Below are 22,602 nucleotides of genomic sequence, written 5' to 3' on the forward strand. Positions count from 1 at the left end.
TCCTTTCTTTTGCTTATTTCACTTTCCCTTGCAGCTTGTACACGTACGCGAGAACTTCCGCGACCGCTTTGAACAACTCTTCGGGAATTTGTTGGCCGATCTCGACTTGACTGTAGAGAGCCCTGGCCAAGGGCTTGTTTTCCATGGTGATGATGCGATGTTTTTGGGCGATTTCCTTGATTTTCAGTGCAAGGTAATCCTGCCCTTTGGCGATGACTGTGGGGGCGCTCATCTCGCTTGCGTCGTACCGGATGGCAACAGCGAAGTGCGTCGGGTTGGTGATGACCACGTCCGCTTTCGGCAGCTCCTGCATCATCCGACGAATGGCCATGCTGCGCTGACGCTCGCGGATTTTCCCTTTGATCAAGGGGTCCCCTTCCGCCTGTTTGAATTCATCCTTGATGTCCTGTTTGGACATGCGCAGGCTCTTTTCATGTTCGTAGCGCTGGTACGCGTAGTCCAGAACAGCCAGGACCACCAGCGTCATTCCGATGTACAGCCCAAGTTTGGTCGCTTCCGAAGCTGTCAGTGAGAGCGCCGCTCCCAGCGGCTTCAGTGAGAGCTGAACCAGCTCGTCCTTGGTCTCCCACAAGATCATGAACGCAACGAGAATGCCCGCGCTGATTTTTAACAGCGATTTGAACAGTTCCACCACGGAGCGCAGGCTGAACAGCCGTTTCAGCCCCTGTACGGGATTCAGCTTGTCCAGCTTGATCCGCAGCGGTTCGGTGGTAAACAGCCAGCCCACCTGCATGTAATTGACGAGAACGGCGACGGTAAACACCACGCCCAGAACCGGTCCGACGATTTTCACGGCTTCAAAGGCAAGCTGGTAGAAAATGACCCGCAGATTTTCCTCGTTCACCTGCCAGCTCGTGTAGGTGACGAGCGACTCCCGCAGCAGATTCTGGAACGTGTGAAACATGGACGACCCCAGCACAATCAGCATGAGAAACGTCGCGGTCAGGCTGACGGACGGGGACAAGTCCGCGCTTTTGGCGACCTGCCCTTTCTTTCTCGCGTCCTGCCGCTTTTTCGGTGTCGCCTTTTCCGTCTTTTCGCCGTTGAAATACTGCAGATCGACCGGATACAAAAAGGCAAGTCGTTTCATGCTGCGCCTCCGAGCCACTTCATCATTTCCGCAAGCGCCCGAAACATTTTTTCAAACAAGCCGTTCAACGTCAGCAAAAATGCGGGCATGACCACGATCAGCATCAGAAAGCTGGCGAGCAATTTGATGGGCAATCCCACCACAAAGATATTAAATTGCGGGACCGATTTGGCGATAATTCCAAGAGAGAGATCGACCAGAAAAATGGCGACCACGATCGGCGCTGCAATCAGAAAGGCACTGAGAAACATGTCGCGAAACACCTTGACGGCCATCCACATCACTTGCTCACTGCCAAACGCAGCCCACATCTTGTCAAGCGGAATCGCCTGATAGCTGGCAAGAATCCCTTGGATCAACACGTGATGGCCGTTGATGCTCAACAAATAAAGCATCGCCAGGATGTTCTTGAAGTTGCCCGTCAGCGGCACGTAGGCGCCGGTGCGCGGGTCGATCACGTTGGCCATCGCCAGCCCCATTTGCATGTCCATCAATCCGCCGGCAACCTGGACGGTGACGTACATCAGCTCGCATATCACGCCGAGAATCAGGCCGACCAGCGCTTCCTTGACCGCGTAGAGCACAAAGGTGAGATCCAGCGGAATCTGCCCCTGGACCGGCACGTAGCTGAAACTGATCAGCGCCAGGACAAAAGCCAGGCCGATCTTGTACGGATTGGGCACGCCGCGCACCGAGAAAAACGGAGCCGAGACGAAAAACGCGGTCATCCTGACAAACACCAGCAGCAAAACAGGTAGATGAAGCATGATTGCAGCTATCATTTTTATCTATCCCACAAAGCGGTGCAGATTGCCGAAGATCCCCATCGTGAACTCCAGCATCACCCGCAGCATCCACGGCCCGACGGCCAAAATCGTGACGAAGATGGCGACAATTTTCGGGATGAATGCCAGCGTCTGTTCTTGAATTTGTGTGGTTGCCTGAAAAATGCTGACGAGCAAGCCGACCAGCATGCCGACGCCCAGCGCCGGTGCCGTCACCAGCAGGATGGTGTATACGGAGCTTTGGGCGATTTGCATCAAAAATTCTTGTGTCATGCTCTCCCTCCTAGGCTGGCTTGTCGGCCGGATGTCAGAAACTGGCCAATAGTGATTTCACGACCAAATACCATCCGTCCACCATGATGAACAGCAATATCTTGAACGGCAGCGAAATCATCACAGGGGGCAGCATCATCATCCCCATGCCCATCAGGATGCTGGAAATGATCATGTCGATGACGAGAAACGGAATGAAAATCATGAAGCCGATTTGAAATGCGGTCTTCAATTCGCTGATGGCATACGCCGGCACGAGCGCGCTCAGCGGAATGTCCTGAATTGTCTTGGGCCTTTCTGCTTTCGTGTACGACAAAAAGAGCGCCAAATCTTTTTCCCGCGTCTGCTTGGCCATAAATTCCTTGAACGGAACGACCGCCGCTTCCAGCGCTTGCTGTTGGGTCATTTTGCCCTGCATGTACGGTTGTACCGCCGTCTCGTTTACCTTTGCCAGCGTGGGCGCCATGATGAAAAACGTCATGAACAGCGCCAGCGAAATCAGCACCTGATTGGGCGGCATCTGCTGCGTAGCCAGCGCGTTGCGGACGAAGGACAGCACGACCACGATCCGCGTGAAGCTGGTCATCAACAGCAGGATGGCAGGCGCTACGGACAAGACCGTCAATATCAGCAGAATCTGTACCGCCGAGGAGGTTTCTTGCGGCGTTCCGCTGCCTCCGCCAATCTTCAGATCGATGGTAGGTACGAGCGGCACATTGGCAGGCGCTGCCGCCGCCCATTCCGGTATCGCCAGCAGCACCGCAGCGATCACCAGGAGCTGGAATAGTTGTTTCATCCTCGATCCCCTCTGTCATGACCTTGCTTCTCCACCCAGGTCCCCGTCTGATCGGACCGCTTGTCGAGATCGTTCCACTGCTTGCGCAGCAGTTCTGCAAACGTACGCCCGTCCGCATCCGACAGGTGTATTTCTTCGTCTTCTGTCTGCCGCTTTCGGCCAAACGGCAGCCAATCGAGCGAAAAACCGGCAAGCGGCGGCTTGATCTCCGCTTCTGCCAGGATGAGGTCTGCCTCTTCCCCTGGTGGAATCTGCTTGAGCAGCTGAACGTTCTCTCCCACGCCGAGCAGGTACAGCGACTCCCCGATCATCACCAGTTGGATCGTCTTGCCGTTGCCCAGCGGAGCCGCACTGATCACTTTGATCGGACCATGCGCCTGTCCCATCTGCCGCCGGCCGAGAAAACGAAGCAGCAGATAGATCAGGACGACGATCACCCCGAGTGAAAAGATCACCTGAAACAGATAGCCCCACATGCTGCCTGTCTCACTGCCGGGTATGGCCGCCGGCTCTGGGCCGCCGGCGGGCGCACCGGGAGAGAGTGTTCCTTTGCGCAGGGCGTCTGCTACGGAGTCTTCCTCCGCCAGTGCGGAAGCCGGAAGGGAAGCGACAATCGCAGCGATGATGCAATACACCCAGATGAGACGCGCCCCTGGTTTCCGGAAAAACTTCATCATTAGCCCAGCGTTTTCTTGATCGCTTCCAGCACGCGATCAGCCTGGAACGGCTTGACGATAAAATCCTTGGCGCCCGCCTGAATCGCATCAATGACCATCGCCTGCTGCCCCATTGCCGAGCACATGATGACACGGGCGTTCGGATCGATTTTCTTGATCTCCTTCAGTGCAGTGATGCCGTCCATCTCCGGCATGGTAATGTCCATCGTCACCAGATCCGGTCCCAGCTCTTTGTACTTCTCCACCGCCTGCGCACCGTCGCTCGCTTCGCCTACCACGGTGTATCCGTTTTTGGACAGGATTTCCTTGATCATCATGCGCATGAACGCTGCGTCATCGACAACGAGTACTTTGTTGGACATAAGTAAGCTCCTCCTTTTTTATCCGGTGATTTGATGATTCATTGTAATTTTTGTACGCGGTCCCACTGGCTGATGATGTCTGTTACGCGCACGCCAAAATTTTCGTCAATCACGACGACTTCCCCTTTGGCAATCAGCTTGTTGTTGACCAGGATGTCGACGTGTTCGCCTGCCAGCTTGTCCAGTTGGATGATCGAGCCGGCGGACAGGTCGAGAATTTCCTTGATCAGTTTTTTCGTCCGTCCCAGTTCAACGGTCACTTGCAGAGGAATGTCCATCAACAGATTCAGATTTTGTCCGTCAGCGGAAATCATCGGGTCACCTCCAAACGGCGCAAATTGGGCCGGTTTCACATTGGCCTGGTTGCTCGGTTGTCCACCCAGATGCTGCGGGGCGGACGACACTTGCTGCCCTGCATACTGAGGCGGATAGGGCGGATAGCCTGCGGGCATTCCCTGTGGGTAAGCGTTCGGGTACATGGGCTGTCCCGGATATCCCATCGGCGCATAACCGGCCGGAGGAGCTTGCGGGGGTTGCACCGGTTGCTGCGGCGGCATCTGCTCTGCAGCGGGAGCGTCCTGTTGTACCTCCTGCTGTGGAGCCGACAAGCTCAGTGCGGGCATTTCCGTCGCAGCCGCGGCCGCTTCCAGCTCGCTTTCAGAACCGCCGGTCAGCCTGTTGATCATTTCACGAGCGAAGGAGAGCGGCAGCAGCTGCATGATGTTGGAGTCGATCAGCTCACCTTGTTCCCCTACTTTCAGCCGGAAAGACACCTTGACAAGCGGCGTGTCATCTTCGGTGAATTTATGCCCGTCCTTGCCCTTGGCCAAATCCATGATGTCAATCCCGGGCGGCGAGATGTTCACCATCTGGTTGAAGATGGTGGACATCGACGTGGCGGCTGACCCCATCATCTGGTTCATCGCTTCCTGCACCGCGCTGATGTGCATTTCTGTCAACTCAGTCGACTCTGGCCGGCCGGAACCGCCCATCATCAGGTCGGCGATCACCGCAGCGTCTTCCATCCGCACCACCAGCAGATTGATTCCCTTGAAGCCGTCTGTGTACTCGACGTGAACGGCGACGTGCGGGATGGGAAATTCCTTCTCCAGGTCGTGGACATGAACCATCGAAACCGTCGGCGTGGTGATGTCCACTTTTTGGTTCAACAACGTGGAAAGAGCCGTTGCAGCGCTTCCGAAGGAGATGTTGCCGATTTCACCGAGCGCGTCCTGCTCAAACTCGGACAGGAATTCAGCGACGTTGGGAGCGCTCGAAACTTCTTCTACTTCCTCTTCCTCCTCAACCAGATTGTTCGCGCGGAGCAGCGCGTCAATCTCTTCCTGCGAAAGCATGTCTCTAGTCATTGTTCTCCTCCCCTTCCTCGAGGACTTCTTCGATCTGCACGGCTACACGCCCTTTATGTGTACCGGGTTGTCCAAGGAACTTCAGGCGATTGCCCACCCGGATTTTCAGCTTGTTCTCGATGAGCTGGTCGAGCTGAATTACATCACCCGGCTGCAACTGCAAGAACTCGCCCACCGTGATGGTGGCCGTGCCCAGCTCGGCGATCACCGGCAGCTTGGCCGTCTTCACCCGCTCCTCCACGCGCAGCCGCTCTTCTTCGTCCCTGTTCTTCTTCTGCTTGGAAAACCAATACTGCCCGGACAGTTTCGGCATGATCGGCTCCAGCACGACATGGGGCAGGCAGAGGTTGATCATGCCCGTGGTGTCTCCGATCTTCGTGCTGAACGAGATGACCGCAACAATTTCATTGGGGGAAACGATCTGCATGAACTGCGGATTCATTTCCAGCCCTTCCATGTACGGATCAAGCTCGATGATCTGCTTCCATGCCTCATGAAACGTATCCAGCGCCTTGCTGAACACCCGTTCCATGACAGTTGTCTCAATTTCCGTCAACGCCCCCATCTTGTCCGGAATCGTTCCCTGTCCGCCGAGAAGCCGATCCAGCATGGTGTATGCGATGTTCGGATTCACTTCCAATACCATGCGCCCTTCCAATGGCGGCGCCTCAAAAATGTTGAGGATGGTCATTTTGGGAATGGAGCGAATAAACTCGTCATACGGCAATTGGTCGACGGAGGCAACCGTAATTTGCACGAAGGTACGAAGCTGAGCGGAAAAATACGTCGTCAACAGCCGCGCGTAGTTTTCGTGAATGCGCGTCAGGCCGCGGATCTGATCTTTGGAAAAACGCAAGGCCCGTTTAAAGTCGTATACTTTTACCTTTCGCTCAGACTCTTCTTTTTTCAGCTCGTTGGCATCCATCTCTCCCGACGAGAGCGCGGCCAACAACGCGTCAATCTCACTTTGTGAGAGAACCTCGGCCATGTGTCGTCACCTCCCAGCTATGTATACATCCATCGTGGCTTACGACAAGACGCGCTTCGTCGTCAGCACCTGTACGATTTTTCCTTCCTGCATGAGCGCACTGATTTCGTTCATGATCTTGGCTTCCAGTTTGTTGACGCCTTCTGTTCCTTTGATGTCTTCGGGGGACAGGCCGGCCAGTGTCTTGATGATGATCTGGTTGACCTGGGGCAGGCGCTGCTGCAGTTCTTCCTTGGCATCTGAACTGTCCGCTGTTATCGTAAAGCGAACAATAATGTAGTTGTCGGAGAGCAGATTGGTCGTGATTTCTCCGGTATCCACGGAGTATGCCTCCAGTTCTTTAGCCGTGAGAGCCCGTACCCCCTTTTCTTCACCATGGCTTGCGGTTTGTGCTGCTGGGGACAGGTACGTCTGCCAGAGAACGAAGGATACGACACCCAGAAGCGAAATCGCGATGATGATGATAAGTGCCATGTTAAACAACCGGTTTTGAAACATCACACGTGCCTCCCGCTATTCAATGAAATCGTCCGGAACGCGCGGCGCCGCGCTTGCCGGGAACGTCTGCCTGTAAAAGTCCACTATCCGCGAAGCCACTGCCTCAGCGCTTTCCCTGACGATGTATTTCTTGCCGTTAAACAGCGTGATGACCGTGTCGGGAGTGGATTCCACCATTTCGACATGGGTAGCGTTGAGGTAAAACTCCTCGCCGTTAAATCGCGTCAGTCTGATCATCGGCTGCTCCTTTCGGGATGGGGGGCGGCGGGATGACCGCCTCCCCCTCATTCATCCGCTAGGCGTTATCGTTTCAGGTTGACCAGTTCTTCCAGCACGGTGTCGGACGTGGTGATGATGCGGGAGTTGGCCTGGAACCCGCGCTGAGCGACAATCATCTCGGTAAACTCTTCAGACAGGTCCACATTGGACATCTCCAACTGACCGGAGATGATGTTCACCTTGGCAGTTGCCGCATCAATCGGTGTGGTCGGATCTTCTCCGTATGCCCCTGCGTTGACGGTATATTCGTACAGGGAGTTGCCAATTTTCTTCAGGCCGCCCGGGTTGTCAAACGTCATCAACCCGATCTGGATGGAAGAATCCAGCTCTCCAGCCTCATCCACCGTGGTGATGACCCCGTCTTTACCGATGGAGTAAGAAACGATACCATCGTTCCGCGAGATTTGAATCGGTTCGCCATTCACGTCTACCAGTTTCAAACCTTGCGGGTTTACCAAATAACCAAGCGCGTCACGGGTAAAGTTGCCGGCACGGGTGTAGTAGTACGTCTCGCCGCCATCCGGCGTAACCATGAAAAACGCTTCCCCTTCGATCGCCAAATCCGTGATCACGTTGGTGGTCATCGGGCTGCCGGCCGTAAACACCGTGTCAATGGAACCGATCTGCGTCCCCAGTCCGACTTGCATCGGGTTGGAACCGCCCTTGCCGTCATCGGTTGGTGCAGTCGCACCGGCAATGTTTTGGCTGAGAATGTCCTGAAACATCGCGCGGCCTTTCTTGAATCCTACCGTGTTCACGTTGGCAATGTTGTTGCCGATTACGTCCAGTTTGGTTTGAAAACCGCGCAGACCGGAAATGCCGGAGTACATGGAACGAAGCATTAACAATTCCTCCTTCACAAACAGGTATCGGGTCTATTGGCGACTGCCTCGGTCATTCGGCAGCCGACGGGCTTCCTCCGAGAGGTCCAGCCCTCTGATCCATTCATGCAAAGACCGCGCTGTCGATGTTGGTAAACACGTTTTCCTTCATGCTGACGTCGTCGACGGCGGTAATCACTTTTCGGTTGATGATGCTGACGACGTAGGCGACGTTGTCCATCAAGATCAGCGATTCTTTCGCCCCTTTGTCAGCCGCTTTTTGCACAGCCGACTGCAGTCGGTTCAGCTCGGCTTCGTTGAGCGAAATCCCCCGTTCGCGCAGACGCATCAGTGCGTGCTGACTGAACGTGAGGGGCTTGGGGCCTTTCGCTTTGTCAACAGACTCGGCGAGGTAGTGGCGAAACGATTTGCCTGCCGGTTCCGCACCGGTCGTGCTAACAGCAGCTGGTCGCTTTGGCTTGTTGGGAAAGTAGGTCTGCCCCACGTAAAACGTGTGCATGGCGGTCCCCCCTTTCACGAACAGCTAGCCCGGCTAGCGAATGCCAGTAAAGGCAGCACGGCCCAATTCCCGCCCAACCGCGGCAAAATCACTATCCTCCAGCAGTCCTTCCAGCGAAAATTCCACCTGATCTTCCTGCTGTTCCTGTCGCTGGCGCCCATCGCCTTGCTGACGTGCCTGCTCCCGCTGCTGCTGGAAGGCAAACGAACTTGCCTGATGCTGATTGACTTCCAGGCGATCCACCTGCAGACCTTGTTGGGTCAACGCTGCGCGAAGCTGCGGAAGCTGGTTGTCCAGCAATTCCTTGCCGGCTGCCGTTTCCGCGGAAAACTGAGCCGTAATCACCCCGTCACGAGCGGTGATGATCACGTCCACTTGGCCCAGCGACTGCGGGTGGAGAATCAGTTTGGCCTCGTGCACGCCGTTCCCCTGGGTGATTTTCATCTGTTGGACAAACAGCTGCGTGACTTGCTGCGCAAACTGCTGGGCGTGTACGGGATGAGCTGTCACCGTTTGCTGCGGAATTCTGCCGTGATTCACCACTTGGTGGAACGGAAGAGCAACCGCGTGCTCAGGCAAGATGACTGATTCCGATTCCGCCAGCGGCGAAGCCTGCACATTCAGCGTCTGCTGAACGGGTGTGCTGCTGCTGCGCACCTGCACGGCGGCTTCCGCCTGGTAGCTGGACAGGGCCTGGGTGACGCGAAGGGACTGCATGGTGAGTTCCTTTTCCGCGTGCCGGATGGGAACGACAGATGGTTCCGCGCTCCGGATGCCGCCTTTTCCATGGATCAGGACAAGCGGCTGCTTTCTGGTGTCACTTTCCTGTTTGCCGGCTGCTGCCCGCAGCTCCTCGCCGAACTGCTTCAGCAGAGCCTCCACCTGCTTGTCCACCTGCTGCCATTCGATCACCTTCGCGCCTCCTTCGGCACGTGCGAACGATACGATGGCTTCGGCCAGTTTTTCTGCCGTCGCCTGCGGGATGCCCCGCTGAGTGAACGTAGCGGCAACCTCTTCGGGATCCTGCATGTGAAGCGTCGGGAAAAGCTGTTGGATCAGTGCCAGCAGATCAGCCAGCAGCGCCATGTCTTCGGCGCCTGCTTCGCCTGGCAGGGACTGAGACGGTTCCCCCGCCTGCACATTTTGCAGCACGCTGCCAATCTGTGCAGCAAACAGATCTCCACCCTCCGGATTCGGCTGTGCAGAGACGCCGACTGTGATGGCGGACGCCGCCGGAGCTCCCTTCACATTGGCTACATTCATCTCATTCACCTCCTCGGATTGTATTGTTGCTTATGAAAACGACAGACGCGGTGCTTGTATGGCCCGTCGCCTATCGAAGCAACTCGCTCGTGATGCGCGCAGCCACGTTTTCTTTCCGCTGGCTGTCCTGCTGGGCGATTGCCGCCAGGATTTGCGCCCGTTTGTCATGAGACAGGCCGGCCATAATCGAGATGGCCCGGTTGCGGTCGGTACCCATCAGCGTACGAATGACGGTAGCGGCATCCGCAGCCGGCATTTGCGAGAAGGTCTGGATCAGCGAATCGATGCTGGTCGTATCCTTTCGCGTCTCGCTCAGCGCCTTGGTCAAGATTTGCACCCGTTCCTGCAGCGCGGCGATGTCATCGTCCTTGTTTACCACCGTATCCTTTAATTGAATCGAGATGTCGGCCGCTTTTTTCGGGTCCATCTTGGCCAGTATGTTCGCCTGCTGCTCCGCTTTCATCTTGCTCATGACCGAAACCGCTTCACTCATGCTGAGGTTTTCGACGATGGCTGCTGCGTTTTTCGGCGACATCGTCGCGTACAATTTGGCCAGGTCCTGATACTGCTTTTGCCGCTCTTCCTCGCTGGTGCGCTTGTCCTCAAGCAGCTTTTGCAGATCCAGCACCTGTTTTTCCAACGCCTGAATGGTGGCGTCCTTTTTCGCCGTTTCACTCTGCAGGTTGGCGATTGTCTGCTTGTTTTTCGCCTGCTCCTCCTGCAAGCTGCTCACCTGTTTGCCAATGTCGACTGACTTCTCTTCTGCATCGGACATCGCGTACTGGTCAGGCACGATTTTTTCCACGATCGGAATCGTGTTGGCCCAACTGAGCACGCTGCCCAACACGTTGTATCCCAACAGGCTGAGAAGCACGCCTCCGAGGAGAGTGGCAAACAGAGCGGGGATTGCAATCATGTAGAAAAACCATTCCCACCTGCTGTACTCCCGTTCTTCTTGGATCTCTTCCATCGTGAACCTCCCTCAGTTGCTCCTGCGAAGATAGAGCTGCGTGCCAATCTCGTCCAATTCTTTCTGCTCTTTGAGTCTTTCCGCGTAGAGAAACTGCCCGAGCGCCTTTTCCCGCAGCCGCTGCCACAGTTGCGTCTCCTGCATCCGTTCCGCCAGTCTGCGCTGGCAGCGCTCCACTTCCTGTTCACACCCGTACAGCGTCCGGCGCTGGTTGACAATGGACTGTTCGACGGCCTGACGGTACTGGCTGAGTTCGATCAACTGGGCTGCGCTGCAGGTTTGGCTTTGCGCCTCGTGCAGCATGTTCGTCACTGCCTCATGCCGCTCCGTCAGTCGAAACAGCTTGAGCTCCTCTTCGTTCTTTCGCTGCACGGACTTGCCAAACGCCCACTCGGCCTGCTCTTTTTCCTTTTCTTTTACATCCAGCACTTTTTGCAGTTGAAACCGGAACACGTTCACGCTAGTTCACCCCTCCGAAATGGGCGGTTAACGCCTGAATCGTGGTGTCCAGATCGGACGGTTCGTGCGTTCCCTGCGCCGTAAAATCGCGGATAATGTCCTTGTAGCGAATCGCCGCATCGATCTCCCGGTTGGTCCCCGGCTTGTAGGCGCCGATGTTGATCAGGTCCTCCGCTTCCCGGAATGTGGCGAGATGACGCTTCACCTGGCGGGCCGCTTCAAGATGACGTTCGGTGCAGATCTCGTTCATTACCCGGCTGACGCTGGCAAGCACGTCAATCGCCGGAAAGTGTCCCTTTTGCGCGATTTTTCGGTCGAGGACGATATGCCCGTCCAAAATCCCGCGCACCGCGTCCGCGATCGGATCATTCATGTCGTCAGAATCAACCAAAACGGTGTAAAAACCGGTGATGCTTCCTTTGTCCGCCGTGCCGGCCCGCTCCAACAGCTTGGGCAACAGCGCAAACACGGACGGGGTGTAACCGCGTGTCGCCGGCGGTTCGCCGATCGCCAGGCCGATTTCCCGCTGCGCCATGGCAAATCGGGTAACCGAATCCATCATCAACATGACGTTCAGGCCGCGGTCCCGAAAGTACTCGGCGATCGAGGTGGCGATCATCGCCCCTTTGATCCGGATCATGGCGGGCTGGTCGGAAGTGGCGACAACGACGACCGACCGTTTTAGTCCTTCTTCCCCGAGATCCCGCTCGATAAACTCCATCACCTCGCGGCCGCGTTCCCCGATCAGGGCGATGACGTTGATGTCCGCCGTCGTGTTGCGGGCGATCATTCCCAGGAGCGTGCTCTTTCCGACGCCGGAACCGGCGAAAATCCCCACACGCTGTCCTTTTCCGACCGTCAAGAGCCCGTCGATGGCCCGCACGCCCACGCTCAGCGGTTCTCTGATGCGCGGCCTAAGCAGCGGATTGGGCGGTGCATTGTTGGTCGGATAGGAGGCAAGGCCAGGCGGGATGCTTCCCTGCAGCGGGCGCCCCAATCCGTCCAGCACCTTGCCGAGGATTTCCGGCCCCACCTTGACGGACAGCGCGCTGCCGGTGGCTACGACGTCACTGCCCGGCCCGATGGACGTCAGCTCCCCAAGCGGCATCAGCAGCACCTTGTTGTCCCGGAAGCCGACTACCTCCGCGATGATGGGCTCGCCGCTTTGCGGGAAGATCTGGCAGATTTCTCCCAGCTTCACTTCCGGGCCCTGCGACTCGATGGTAAGACCCACCACCTGTGTAACCTTTCCGTTGACCCGCACCGGGTCGATACCCTCCAGCGCCTGCCTGTATTTCCCCAGGTCGAGGATCGTCATGTCACTTCACTCCCCCTGGCGATGTCCAGCAAACACTGTTTGATTTCATGCAATTGCGTATCAATTCGGGCATCGATACTTCCCAGCGGCGTCCGAATCACGCAGCCGTCGTCCTGGACGGTGTGATCCGGGTAAATGGAGAGCTCCGCCTGTCCGTCCAGGAGGGCAAGCAGTTGGGCGCGCTGCTCCTGGACAAATGCGTAGTGGCGGTGATTGACGCAGACGGCCACGTGGCCGTGCACCCGAGAGCGGCGCAACAATTTTTTCACCATCTCCAAAACCATTTCCGGCGAGCTGTGCAGCTCCGTCCCAATCACTTTTTGTGCTACGTCCACACTTAGCTCTACCAGGAACGGTTCCGCTTCGGCGATGATCCGTTCCTTTTCGGCGTACGCCTGCTCCAGAAGGGAACGGGCTTGTTCCACACAAGCGGTCTCTTCTTCCAACGCCTGCCGCTTTCCATCTGCGTAACCGGCGTCATATCCTTCCCGGCTCGCCTGTTCCCGCGTTTCCTGAAACAGAGCTTCGGCTTCGCGCCGTTTTTCCTCCCACCAGCGTTCCACTTCCGCGAGCGCCTGCCGCTTGATTTCCTCGGCCTGCTCCATGGCCTCGCGAAGCACGCCCTGCGCGGTTTCTTCCGCATCCTGGAGGATAATTTTCGCTTCTTCCTCAGCATTTTTTACCAATTGATGATTTTCTTGCAACCTTTCGGAAGTTTGCTCCGTCTGTAATGGTGAAGTCCTTAATTCAAGGAATACCGATTCGTCTGAAGCCTGGTAGTGGGACAGCTTGATGATTCTAGACAATGATATCATCCCCTCCACCGCGGGCGATGATGATCTCACCCGCCTCTTCTAAGCGGCGAATGATTGCGACGATGCGGGATTGAGCTTCTTCGACGTCGCGCAGACGAACAGGACCCATAAACTCCATTTCTTCCTTGAAGGTGTCTGCCATCCGTTTGGACATGTTCCGGAAGATGACTTCGCGGACTTCCTCGCTGGCCACCTTGAGCGCGAGCTGAAGATCGGTATTTTCCACGTCGCGGATAACCCGTTGGATGGAACGGTTGTCCAACGTGGCGATGTCTTCGAAGACAAACATGCGCTTCTTGATCTCTTCTGCCAGTTCGGGGTCCTGGATCTCCAGCGAGTCCAAAATGGTCCGCTCGGTTGCGCGGTCCACGCCGTTGAGAACGGCGACGATCGCTTCGATACCGCCAGCCTGGGTGTAATCCTGGGTGACGGTTGCGGACAGTTTTTGCTCCAGAACCTGCTCCACCTGGGCGATGACCTCCGGTGACGTGCTGTCCATCAGCGCGATCCGCTTGGCCACGTCAGCCTGCCGGTCCTGCGGCAGCGCGGAGAGAATCATCGCTGCCTGCGGCGGCTCCAGATAGGAGAGCACCAGGGCAATTGTTTGCGGATGTTCGTTCTGGATAAAGTTCAGGATTTGGCCCGGGTCCGCTTTGCGGGCAAAGTCGAACGGGCGTACCTGCAGATTGGCGGTCAGACGGTTGATAATATCCATCGCTTTCGATTCGCCCAACGCTTTTTGCAAAATTTCCTTTGCGTATGTGATTCCGCCTTGGGCAATGACTTCCTTGGCGACCGCTATCTGGTGAAACTCAGCAAGAATCTTGTCTTTTTCATCGGAATCAACCTTCCGGACGTTGGCAATTTCCAGCGTAAGCTGTTCAATCTCATCTTCGCGCAAGTGCTTGAACACCTGGGCGGAGATTTCCGGCCCGAGCGAGATGAGGAGGATTGCTGCCTTCTGTCGTCCGGTCAACTCTTTGGCGCCGCGAGCCATACTGTTTTCACTCCTTAGTCTTCAGCTAACCACGTGCGAAGCAAGACAACGAATTCGTCCGGCTTGCTGCGCGCTAGTTTTTCCAGTTGCTTGCGCACCACCACTTGATCCGTGTCTTCCTGGTAGGTCAAATCCGGAATCTCCATCGGTTGCGGCGGCATCAGGTCCGGAACCTCTTCTTCTTGCAGCTTCGCTTGGCGGCGGCGATAGATAAGGAATGCGACCGCACCAAGAGCCAACAGGGCGATTGCACCTGCTCCGTACAAATACGGTGTCAAGTCGGTGGAGCTGTCAACTGCCACCTTGCCGGAGAACTGACGCGGCAAGACAGAGATGTGCTGGTCCAGTTCCTCCTGGGTCAACTGCACGCCACTGTCGCTTAACGTGACTCGCACCACGTTGCGGAGTACCTGCTTGATGCTTTCGATGGTCTGATCATCCAACTGCCCGCCTTCCGGAGGCTCTACGCCGACGTTGATCGTGATGTCCTCGATCTTGTACGGGCTCATCGTGATGTTGCGGGTGATTCGGTTTACTTCGCGGTTGATCGTATCGCTCAGTTCTTCGTACTGGCTGTTGCTTCCCTGCGGCGAGCTTCCCGGATAACCGGGGACGGCATTTTCGCCAGTTCCTGCTATTCCGCCAGGAGGAGCACCCTGCCCGGAGAACGTTTTGGATGATTTTTGGGATGAGATGATAAGTCCTTCGTTGTTTTCCTTATCCGGCGCTTCGACCAGGTTTTCCACGCGGTTTTCCTTGTCGAAATTCATCTTGATAAACGTATGGACGATGACCTTATCCCTGCCCATCATCGTGCCCAGGAGTTGGTACAGGTTTTGCTGAATCTCGCGCTCGACGTTGGCTCTGATTTTCTCCTGCTGCTCGAAGCTGGTCAGCGAGCCTTCCGTTTCGGTGCCTTCCTTCCACTCCAGCAGATTGGAGTACTGGTCGGAAATCGTGATGTTATCCGGCGGCAGTTTGGGTACGCTGCGGGATACCAACAGGTACAGCGCGTTGATTTGCTTTTGGTCCAACCGGGTACCCGGTTCCACGTCTACGATGACGGAGGCGGTTGCTGATTCAGGCTTTTCCGTGATCCAGATGCTTTCCTCCGGCAGGTTGATCATCACCTGAGCGCTTCGGACACCGTTTACCCGTTCCAGCATCTTGCGCAGTTCTTGCTGCAGCGCCTCTTTTTTCATCACGTCAAACTGACGGTCCGTAACACCCAGCGTGTTGGAGAAGATCTCCGTGTTGATGCCTGCCTGGCTGGGAATTCCTTGAGCGGCCAGATCGACGATGACATCTTGAGCCAGCTTTTGCGGAACCTCGATGTTCGTCCCGTTATTCGTGATGCGGTATGGAATATTCTTGCTTTCCAGTTCCTGCTTGATCAATCCGATTTCCTGTTCACTCAGCCTCTGGTTGTAGAGGGGCGTGTAGACCGGCTGTGAGGCAATGTATATGTATAGGCCGAGCGAGATGAGCAAAAACAGCACGATCCCGGAAATCATCCACCTTCGCTTGGGCGAAAGCTGATTCCATTTCGTCAAGACTTGCTCTTTATACTGTAAAAGACGTTCGTTCATGGTTCACCTCACCAAGAATACCGACGACGTTAAATAGGCATGCGCATGATTTCCTGGTAGGACTCAATCACCTTGTTGCGCACCTGCAAGGCCATTTGCAGCATGATCGTGGATTTCTGACCGGCGATCATGACCTGATGCACGTCCTGGACTTGTCCGGCTGCAAACCGGTCCGCCAGCACGGCTGATTCCACCTGTGCCTGATTGACCTGATCCAGCGCATCCGCGAGATAGGCTGAAAAGGACTTCGTGACCTCGGCAGGCGTATACGACTTCGTCACGGATTTTGGCTGTATCGCGTCCACTCGGGAAAGCACGCTAATGTCCATTCCTTACGCCCCCTCTTACTTGATCTCCAGTGCTTTCATCATCATGCTTTTGGCTGCGTTCAGGACAGTGACGTTGGCTTCGTAGGAACGCGAAGCAGAGATCATGTCCACCATTTCCTTCATCACGTCGACGTTTGGCAGCAGTACGTATCCTTCTGCGTCAGCATCCGGATGCGTCGGATCGTACATTCGTTTGAACGGCGTATTGTCTTCGCGGATTGCCGTCACACGTACGCCTTGTTCAGTCTGGCCGGTCACCGTACCAATCGCCGCCTGAAGCAGGTTGTCAAACGACTGCCCGTTTACCGGCGACAGTTCCACCATTTTGCGTTTGTACGGCTGCCAGGCCCCGTTCACGAATGTGGCGCGGGTCGTATTGGCGTTGGCGATGTTTGCCGCAATCGTATCCAACCGCAGGCGGTTGGCTGTCAGCGCAGAGGCGCTTGTATCCATTCCCTGAAACAGGCTCATCTACTATCTCCCTCCACCTTCGAGCACGCTGCGCAGCTTCTGGAAGTATCCTGCCGTGAGCTGCGTCAGACCATTGTACCAGATCTGGTTCTTGGCCAACTCATTCATCTCAAACTCCAGATCTACATCGTTGCCGTTGTGTTGCATCATGTTCCCGACATTCGAAAAGATTTGCGGCATCGGCAGTGTCCCCGTTCGGTTAAATGGGATGTGCCGCTCATTGGTACGGTACGCCTCCAACTTCTGTAGACCCGCAGTCCCCGCAAGTTCCTGCTGCAATAACTCCTCAAAGACGACACGCTTGCTTTTGAACTGAGGGGTATCTACATTCGCGATATTGTTCGCGATGGTTCGTTGTCGAAGCATGGCGGTGTCCAACGACCGCTCTAGGACATGCAAATGAACGCTTTCCAGCATCTTTCCACCCCCTCATTCCGCTCTTTTTCCGCATAAATGTCGGAATTTCTCGCTTATTCGACACAAGAATACGACTCCATCATAGCAAAACTGGTATAACGAAAAAAGCCCTATTGTGGCAACTTTTCTCAAAATGATTCAATGGGACTAAATCCCTTATCCTTCCTGATATTACTAAGTTTTTGGTACGATCCTTGCTAGAATTCAATAATTTTACAGAGATTCGCCAATTTTAGGCTCGTGAGACCAGTTAGTCCCACTCAATAATCAGGACTATTTGCCCATGAAAAAAGGTGTAGCTTTTCACTGTCGCTACACCTTTCCTTCACAGAATTGTCACCATCTGGAGACATTATCTCCTGACTCCAGGGGCTTCAAAAGTCATGAAGTTTTCAGTTTTTCCAGTTCCGGCAGCAGTTTTTCGTTCAGCACCTTGATGAAGGTACCTTTCATCCCGAGTGAACGAGATTCAATCACACCTGCACTTTCCAGTTTGCGCAGGGCGTTCACAATGACGGAACGGGTAATACCCACGCGGTCAGCGATTTTGGATGCGACCAGCAGGCCTTCCTTGCCTTCCAGCTCTTCAAAGATGTGCTCCACGGCTTCCAGTTCGCTGTAGGAAAGGGAGCCGATGGCCATCTGCACAACCGCTTTGCTGCGCGCTTCCTCCTCGATCGCTTCGGAGCGTTCCCGCAGGATTTCCATGCCGACCACGGTCGCGCCCACTTCGGCCAGGATCAGGTCATCGTCGACAAACTGGTTGTTGACGCGGCCGAGAATCAGCGTACCCAGCCGGTCGCCACCGCCGATGATTGGCACGATGGTGGTCCACCCGGAGCGGAATACTTCTTTCATCTCAACCGGGAAAATGGTGTACGGGCTGTCTACGTCCAGGTTGGCAGACGTCTCTTCCACTTTCAGAAGACCGGTGCTGTACTCTTCGGGGAAACGGCGCTCTTCCAGCATTTTGCGGATGCGATCGTTGTCCACTTCCTGGTGAATCGAAAAGCCGAGCAGTTTGCCTTTGCGGCTGACGACGAAAATGTTGGCCTCAATGACATCACTCAGCACTTGCGCCATCTCGTTGAAGTTGACGGCATGACCCGCCGATTTTTGCAGCAGGCGGTTAATTCTTCTGGTTTTTGATAACAAATCCATTGTTACGTTCCTCCCAATAATAGTGATCGTTCGGATTTAGAGAATGTACTGGCTTAAATCCTTGTTGCCGGCAATCGATCCGAGTTTGTCACGGACGTACTCCGGCGTGATTTGCACCACATCCAAATGAATGTCAGGCGCCTCAAAGGAGAGGTCTTCCAGCAGTTTTTCCAGCATCGTGTGCAGACGACGCGCACCGATGTTGTCGGTAGACTGGTTCACCTCGGCTGCCAGACGGGCGATTTCCTGGATTGCCTCCGGGGTAAATTCCACCCGGACCCCTTCCGTCTCCAGCAGCGCGCTGTACTGCTTCAAGAGCGCATTTTTTGGCTCTGTCAAAATCCGGACAAAGTCCTCCGCCCGCAAGCTGGTCAGCTCCACACGGATGGGGAAACGCCCCTGCAGTTCCGGAATCAGATCGGACGGTTTGGCCATGTGAAATGCGCCGGCAGCAATGAACAGGATGTGGTCGGTCTTGACCGGCCCGTACTTGGTCATCACTGTCGAACCTTCCACGATTGGCAGGATGTCGCGCTGAACGCCTTCCCGCGAGACGTCGGGACCCCGACCGTCCTTTCCGGCGATTTTGTCGATCTCGTCAATAAAGATGATGCCGTGGTTTTCGGCGCGGTAAATCGACTCCTGCGTGACTTCGTCCATATCCACCAGTTTTTGCGCTTCTTGTTGAATTAATACCTTTCGCGCATCTTTTATTCGCAATTTTCGCTTCTTCGTCCTCTTGGGGAGCAGGTTGCCCAACATGTCCTGCATCTGCATCCCCATTTGCTCCGTACCCGGAACCTGAAACAGGTCAAACATGGACGGGGATTGATCTTCCACGTCGATTTCAATCATCTGGTCCTCCAGATGACCATTCGCGAGCTGCCAGGCCACCTGCCGGCGCTGCTGTTCCAGCGACGCATCTTCCGCATCGGACGTTTGAGTCTGCTGCTGCTGACCGCCGAACAGCATCTCCAGCGGGTTTTTGAACGAATGCTGCTGTTTGCGTGAAGGGACGAGGATGTTGACGATGGCGTCGTTTGCCAGCTTCTCCGCCTTCTCCCGGACTTCCTCCATTTTTTCCTGCTTGACGGTACGGATGGCCGCCTCGACGAGGTCGCGAACCATCGACTCCACGTCGCGGCCCACATACCCCACTTCTGTAAATTTGGTGGCCTCCACTTTGACAAACGGAGCCCCCGTCAATTTGGCGATCCGGCGGGCGATCTCCGTTTTCCCCACGCCGGTCGGCCCGATCATCAGGATGTTTTTCGGCACCACTTCATCCCTCAGATGTTCCGGCAGCCGGCTGCGCCGGTACCGGTTGCGAAGCGCCACTGCGATGGCTTTTTTCGCCTGGGCCTGCCCGACGATGTACACGTCCAGATGTTCTACAATCTTGCGCGGGGTTAACTGCTCAAGGTTCAGCACAGGGAGTCCTCCCTTCCTTTCATTTCATCTCATCCACGACCAGATTGTCGTTGGTGAACACGCAAATCTCAGCAGCCGTCCGCAGCGCGGCTTCGGCAATCTCCTTGGCGCTCAGATGAGGCGCGTACCGTTTCAGCGCCCTGCCAGCCGCCAATGCGAAACTGCCTCCCGAGCCGATCGCGAGAATGCCGTCATCCGGTTCGATGATTTCGCCGTTGCCGGAAATGAGCAGCAGATGCTCCTTGTTCATCACGATCATCATCGCTTCCAAGCGGCGCAGGATCTTATCCATGCGCCATTCTTTCGCCAACTCCACAGCCGCCCGCTGCAGGTTGCCGTGGAACTCTTCCAGTTTGCCTTCAAACTTTTCAAAAAGGGTGATCGCATCCGCGACAGACCCAGCAAAACCCGCCAGCACCTCACCGCGGTACAGTCGGCGCACTTTTTTTGCCCCGTGCTTCATCACCATGCTGTTGCCGAACGTGACCTGTCCGTCGCCGGCCATGGCCGCTTCGCCGTTGTGATGTATGGCAAAAATCGTCGTTGCATGAAACTGTTCCATTGCAGATTCCTCCCGCTTATGTACTTCCGGCGGACCCGGAATGACGCGCGGTCGCACGCGGATGGGCCGCGTCATAGACATGGCGCAGCCGTTCCTTGGTCACATGCGTATACACCTGCGTCGTCGAAACGTTGACGTGGCCCAACAGCTCCTGAACGGTCCGCAGATCGGCTCCCGCGTTCAGCAGATGGGTGGCAAAGGTGTGGCGGAACGTATGCGGCGACACGCGCAGGTTCAGGGCGTGCTGCTCCACGTATTTGTCGACGATGCGGCGGACGCTCCGGTCGGACAGCGGTTCCCCCCTGTAGTTGAGCAGCAGATAGCCGTGGTCGCTGTTACCGGATAGCAGTTTTGGTCTTCCATATTCTAGGTATTGCCGGAGAATGTCACAAGCATAACTGCCGATCGGCACATATCGCTCCTTGGCCCCTTTTCCGTACACCAAGGCGATTCCCCTGGAGACATGGACCGCATCCAGCGTCAGCGTCACCAGCTCGGACACGCGAATCCCGCTCGCATACAGCAGCTCGAAAATGAGCCGATCGCGCATGCCGAGCGGGGTCTGTGTGTCAGGCAGGTCAAAAAATGGTTGCAGTTCATGCGGATATAGGAACGAAGGGAGCTTTTTTTCCACCTTGGGCGTGGACACCAGTTGAAACGGATTTTGCTCCAACCGGCCTTCCCTCAGCAAAAAACGGTACAGACTGCGCAAACTGGACAGCTTGCGGGCGATACTGCGCCGTGACAGCCCCCTTTTCGCCAAATGAGCGAGAAAAGAGCGGCCGTGTAAATAAGAAACAGCAGCAAATACGGGGATTTGGTGCTGTTCCATAAAGGCGACGAATTCGTTAATATCAGCCACGTACTGCTTCACCGTATGAGGAGAGGCATTTTTTTCGACGCGCAAGTAACGGGTGAACAGCTCAATGTCTATGGATATCTGCTGCGATTTGTCCATCTGGCATGCACCCTCCTCAAAGGCACCTATATAGTAACACAGCCGAAAATCGTATATCAACTTAATTTGTGTCTTTTTTGTGTAAAATTCTGAATTGTGTCTAGCGCCCGCTCAGCGAGTTTTTCGTTCTTCTCCCGCTTGTTGCGAATGCGTTTCGGCAGCTCGGGAACAAGCCCGAAGTTGGCATTCATCGGTTGAAAGTTGTTTGGGTCTGCGGTCGTAATGTACCGCGCCATGCTGCCTATCACCGTCTCCGGTGGAAGGACAAGCAGTTCCTCTCCCTTGGCCAGCCGGGCCGCGTTTATGCCCGCCAGCAATCCCGATGCGGCCGACTCCACGTATCCTTCCACGCCGGTCATCTGTCCGGCGAAAAACAGCGTGTCCCGCCCCTTGTACTGATAGGTGGGACGAAGCAGCCTGGGCGAATTGATGAACGTATTGCGATGCATCACGCCGTAGCGGACGATTTCGCAGTTTTCCAAGCCAGGGATGAGCGAAAAGACCCGTTTTTGTTCCGGCCACTTGAGATGTGTCTGGAAGCCGACCATGTTGTACAGGGTGGCCGCTCCGTTGTCCTGGCGAAGCTGCACGACGGCAAACGGCTGCTTGCCGGTGCGCGGATCAATCAAGCCCACCGGTTTCAGCGGACCGAACAGCATCGTCTGCCGTCCCCGTTTGGCCATCACTTCAATCGGCATGCAGCCTTCGAAATAGATCTCCTTCTCAAACTCCTTGAGCGGGGCTTCCTCCGCCGTGATCAGCGCGTCGTAAAAGCGGTTGAACTCCTCTTCCGTCATCGGGCAGTTGAGGTAGGCTGCTTCTCCCTTGTCGTAGCGCGACGCGACAAACACCTTGTCCATGTCGATGGAGTCCTTTTCGATGATGGGCGCCGCCGCGTCATAGAAGTACAGGTACTCTTCACCAGTCAACTCCTTCAGCTTCTCCGACAGCGCCGGCGAAGTGAGCGGGCCGGTGGCGATCACCACGATGCCCTCGGGAATCTCCGTCACTTCCTCGTTGATCACTTCGATCAGCGGGTGGTTGCGCACGGCATCGGTCACATATTGGGCAAACTCGTGCCGATCCACGGCCAGCGCACCGCCGGCCGGAACAGCGCACTTGTCCGCTGCGCCGATGATGACCGAGTCAAAGCGGCGCATTTCTTCCTTTAATACCCCTACCGCGTTGGTCAGCGAATTGGCCCGCAGTGAATTGCTGCAGACCAGCTCCGCAAATTTGTCGGTATGGTGAGCGGGCGTCTGTGTCTTCGGCCGCATTTCATACAGTTTGACGCGGACGCCGGATTGGGCGATCTGCCAGGCCGCTTCACTGCCTGCCAACCCGGCCCCCACCACGGTTACGTACGGTTGTTCATTCATGCTGGT

Annotated in this window: 27 protein-coding genes; all 27 read right to left on the reverse strand. The window is 55.8% G+C overall.

Translation table 11 applies throughout. The annotated features are described in order from the left end of the window. Positions 1-13 precede the first annotated feature (13 nt). Complete coding sequence (flhB, locus tag KDN35_RS07490; RefSeq protein ID WP_212132462.1) at positions 14-1,111, reverse strand: flagellar biosynthesis protein FlhB; 1,098 nt, start codon at positions 1,109-1,111, stop codon at positions 14-16. After that, positions 1,108-1,878 carry a flagellar biosynthetic protein FliR gene (fliR, locus tag KDN35_RS07495; protein ID WP_249178973.1) on the reverse strand — a complete coding sequence of 257 codons (771 nt, stop codon included), beginning with the start codon at positions 1,876-1,878 and terminating at the stop codon, positions 1,108-1,110. Before fliR ends, flhB begins: the two co-directional genes overlap by 4 nt. A gap of 21 nt (positions 1,879-1,899) precedes the next feature. Beyond that, positions 1,900-2,169 (reverse strand): flagellar biosynthesis protein FliQ, encoded by a 270-nt coding sequence (fliQ, locus tag KDN35_RS07500; RefSeq protein ID WP_029098961.1) that lies wholly within the window; start codon positions 2,167-2,169, stop codon positions 1,900-1,902. Between the two features lie 34 nt (positions 2,170-2,203). Next, the gene (gene fliP, locus KDN35_RS07505; protein WP_171564650.1) at positions 2,204-2,965 is read right to left on the reverse strand and encodes a flagellar type III secretion system pore protein FliP; all 762 of its coding nucleotides are present in this window, start codon (positions 2,963-2,965) and stop codon (positions 2,204-2,206) included. After that, positions 2,962-3,600, reverse strand: coding sequence for a flagellar biosynthetic protein FliO (locus KDN35_RS07510; protein ID WP_230077022.1), 639 nt, complete (start codon positions 3,598-3,600; stop codon positions 2,962-2,964). Before KDN35_RS07510 ends, fliP begins: the two co-directional genes overlap by 4 nt. 41 nt (positions 3,601-3,641) lie before the next feature. Next, entirely contained in the window at positions 3,642-4,004 is a 363-nt protein-coding gene (locus tag KDN35_RS07515) for a response regulator (RefSeq protein WP_029098958.1), read from the reverse strand. Positions 4,005-4,042: 38 nt separating this feature from the next. Further along, the gene (gene fliY, locus KDN35_RS07520) at positions 4,043-5,371 is read right to left on the reverse strand and encodes a flagellar motor switch phosphatase FliY (protein ID WP_212132463.1); all 1,329 of its coding nucleotides are present in this window, start codon (positions 5,369-5,371) and stop codon (positions 4,043-4,045) included. After that, the gene (gene fliM / locus KDN35_RS07525; protein WP_171564647.1) at positions 5,364-6,359 is read right to left on the reverse strand and encodes a flagellar motor switch protein FliM; all 996 of its coding nucleotides are present in this window, start codon (positions 6,357-6,359) and stop codon (positions 5,364-5,366) included. Before fliM ends, fliY begins: the two co-directional genes overlap by 8 nt. Before the next feature lie 39 nt (positions 6,360-6,398). Beyond that, positions 6,399-6,857 carry a flagellar basal body-associated FliL family protein gene (locus tag KDN35_RS07530; RefSeq protein WP_171564646.1) on the reverse strand — a complete coding sequence of 153 codons (459 nt, stop codon included), beginning with the start codon at positions 6,855-6,857 and terminating at the stop codon, positions 6,399-6,401. A 15-nt stretch (positions 6,858-6,872) separates the two neighbouring features. After that, on the reverse strand, positions 6,873-7,094 hold the full coding sequence (locus KDN35_RS07535; RefSeq protein ID WP_171564645.1) for a flagellar FlbD family protein: 222 nt from the start codon (positions 7,092-7,094) through the stop codon (positions 6,873-6,875). Between the two features lie 65 nt (positions 7,095-7,159). Then, positions 7,160-7,978 carry a flagellar basal body rod protein FlgG gene (gene flgG / locus KDN35_RS07540; RefSeq protein ID WP_171564644.1) on the reverse strand — a complete coding sequence of 273 codons (819 nt, stop codon included), beginning with the start codon at positions 7,976-7,978 and terminating at the stop codon, positions 7,160-7,162. A gap of 103 nt (positions 7,979-8,081) precedes the next feature. Continuing rightward, positions 8,082-8,477: a TIGR02530 family flagellar biosynthesis protein gene (locus tag KDN35_RS07545; RefSeq protein WP_171564643.1), complete on the reverse strand. Its 396-nt coding sequence runs from the start codon at positions 8,475-8,477 to the stop codon at positions 8,082-8,084. A gap of 33 nt (positions 8,478-8,510) precedes the next feature. Continuing rightward, on the reverse strand, positions 8,511-9,740 hold the full coding sequence (locus tag KDN35_RS07550) for a flagellar hook-length control protein FliK (RefSeq protein WP_171564642.1): 1,230 nt from the start codon (positions 9,738-9,740) through the stop codon (positions 8,511-8,513). Between the two features lie 70 nt (positions 9,741-9,810). Next, a complete protein-coding gene (locus tag KDN35_RS07555; RefSeq protein WP_171564641.1) occupies positions 9,811-10,710 on the reverse strand; it encodes a MotE family protein in 900 nt (299 codons plus the stop codon). Between the two features lie 12 nt (positions 10,711-10,722). Further along, positions 10,723-11,169, reverse strand: a complete 447-nt coding sequence (gene fliJ / locus KDN35_RS07560) for a flagellar export protein FliJ (protein WP_212132464.1) — start codon at positions 11,167-11,169, stop codon at positions 10,723-10,725. 1 nt (position 11,170) lies between these two features. Next, positions 11,171-12,487 (reverse strand): flagellar protein export ATPase FliI, encoded by a 1,317-nt coding sequence (gene fliI / locus KDN35_RS07565; RefSeq protein ID WP_212132465.1) that lies wholly within the window; start codon positions 12,485-12,487, stop codon positions 11,171-11,173. Beyond that, complete coding sequence (gene fliH, locus KDN35_RS07570; protein WP_212132466.1) at positions 12,484-13,302, reverse strand: flagellar assembly protein FliH; 819 nt, start codon at positions 13,300-13,302, stop codon at positions 12,484-12,486. Before fliH ends, fliI begins: the two co-directional genes overlap by 4 nt. Further along, a complete protein-coding gene (gene fliG, locus KDN35_RS07575) occupies positions 13,286-14,299 on the reverse strand; it encodes a flagellar motor switch protein FliG (RefSeq protein WP_212132467.1) in 1,014 nt (337 codons plus the stop codon). The genes fliH and fliG overlap by 17 nt, the downstream gene beginning before the upstream one ends. 14 nt (positions 14,300-14,313) lie before the next feature. Then, the gene (fliF, locus tag KDN35_RS07580) at positions 14,314-15,888 is read right to left on the reverse strand and encodes a flagellar basal-body MS-ring/collar protein FliF (RefSeq protein WP_212132468.1); all 1,575 of its coding nucleotides are present in this window, start codon (positions 15,886-15,888) and stop codon (positions 14,314-14,316) included. Between the two features lie 29 nt (positions 15,889-15,917). Beyond that, entirely contained in the window at positions 15,918-16,217 is a 300-nt protein-coding gene (gene fliE, locus KDN35_RS07585; protein ID WP_171564635.1) for a flagellar hook-basal body complex protein FliE, read from the reverse strand. Between the two features lie 15 nt (positions 16,218-16,232). Next, positions 16,233-16,688 carry a flagellar basal body rod protein FlgC gene (flgC, locus tag KDN35_RS07590; RefSeq protein ID WP_171564634.1) on the reverse strand — a complete coding sequence of 152 codons (456 nt, stop codon included), beginning with the start codon at positions 16,686-16,688 and terminating at the stop codon, positions 16,233-16,235. A 3-nt stretch (positions 16,689-16,691) separates the two neighbouring features. Beyond that, positions 16,692-17,105 carry a flagellar basal body rod protein FlgB gene (flgB, locus tag KDN35_RS07595; protein ID WP_212132469.1) on the reverse strand — a complete coding sequence of 138 codons (414 nt, stop codon included), beginning with the start codon at positions 17,103-17,105 and terminating at the stop codon, positions 16,692-16,694. A gap of 381 nt (positions 17,106-17,486) precedes the next feature. Further along, positions 17,487-18,266 carry a GTP-sensing pleiotropic transcriptional regulator CodY gene (gene codY / locus KDN35_RS07600; RefSeq protein ID WP_171564632.1) on the reverse strand — a complete coding sequence of 260 codons (780 nt, stop codon included), beginning with the start codon at positions 18,264-18,266 and terminating at the stop codon, positions 17,487-17,489. Positions 18,267-18,302: 36 nt separating this feature from the next. Continuing rightward, positions 18,303-19,697, reverse strand: coding sequence for an ATP-dependent protease ATPase subunit HslU (gene hslU / locus KDN35_RS07605; protein ID WP_304415445.1), 1,395 nt, complete (start codon positions 19,695-19,697; stop codon positions 18,303-18,305). Positions 19,698-19,716: 19 nt separating this feature from the next. Continuing rightward, on the reverse strand, positions 19,717-20,259 hold the full coding sequence (gene hslV, locus KDN35_RS07610) for an ATP-dependent protease subunit HslV (RefSeq protein ID WP_212132470.1): 543 nt from the start codon (positions 20,257-20,259) through the stop codon (positions 19,717-19,719). 16 nt (positions 20,260-20,275) lie between these two features. Further along, positions 20,276-21,217, reverse strand: coding sequence for a tyrosine recombinase XerC (gene xerC / locus KDN35_RS07615; RefSeq protein ID WP_171564630.1), 942 nt, complete (start codon positions 21,215-21,217; stop codon positions 20,276-20,278). Between the two features lie 56 nt (positions 21,218-21,273). Beyond that, a complete protein-coding gene (trmFO, locus tag KDN35_RS07620; RefSeq protein WP_171564629.1) occupies positions 21,274-22,596 on the reverse strand; it encodes an FADH(2)-oxidizing methylenetetrahydrofolate--tRNA-(uracil(54)-C(5))-methyltransferase TrmFO in 1,323 nt (440 codons plus the stop codon). Positions 22,597-22,602: the final 6 nt, after the last annotated feature.

Source organism: Brevibacillus sp. NL20B1 (assembly GCF_018195675.1).
In the GTDB taxonomy this organism is placed as follows: domain Bacteria; phylum Bacillota; class Bacilli; order Brevibacillales; family Brevibacillaceae; genus Brevibacillus; species Brevibacillus aydinogluensis.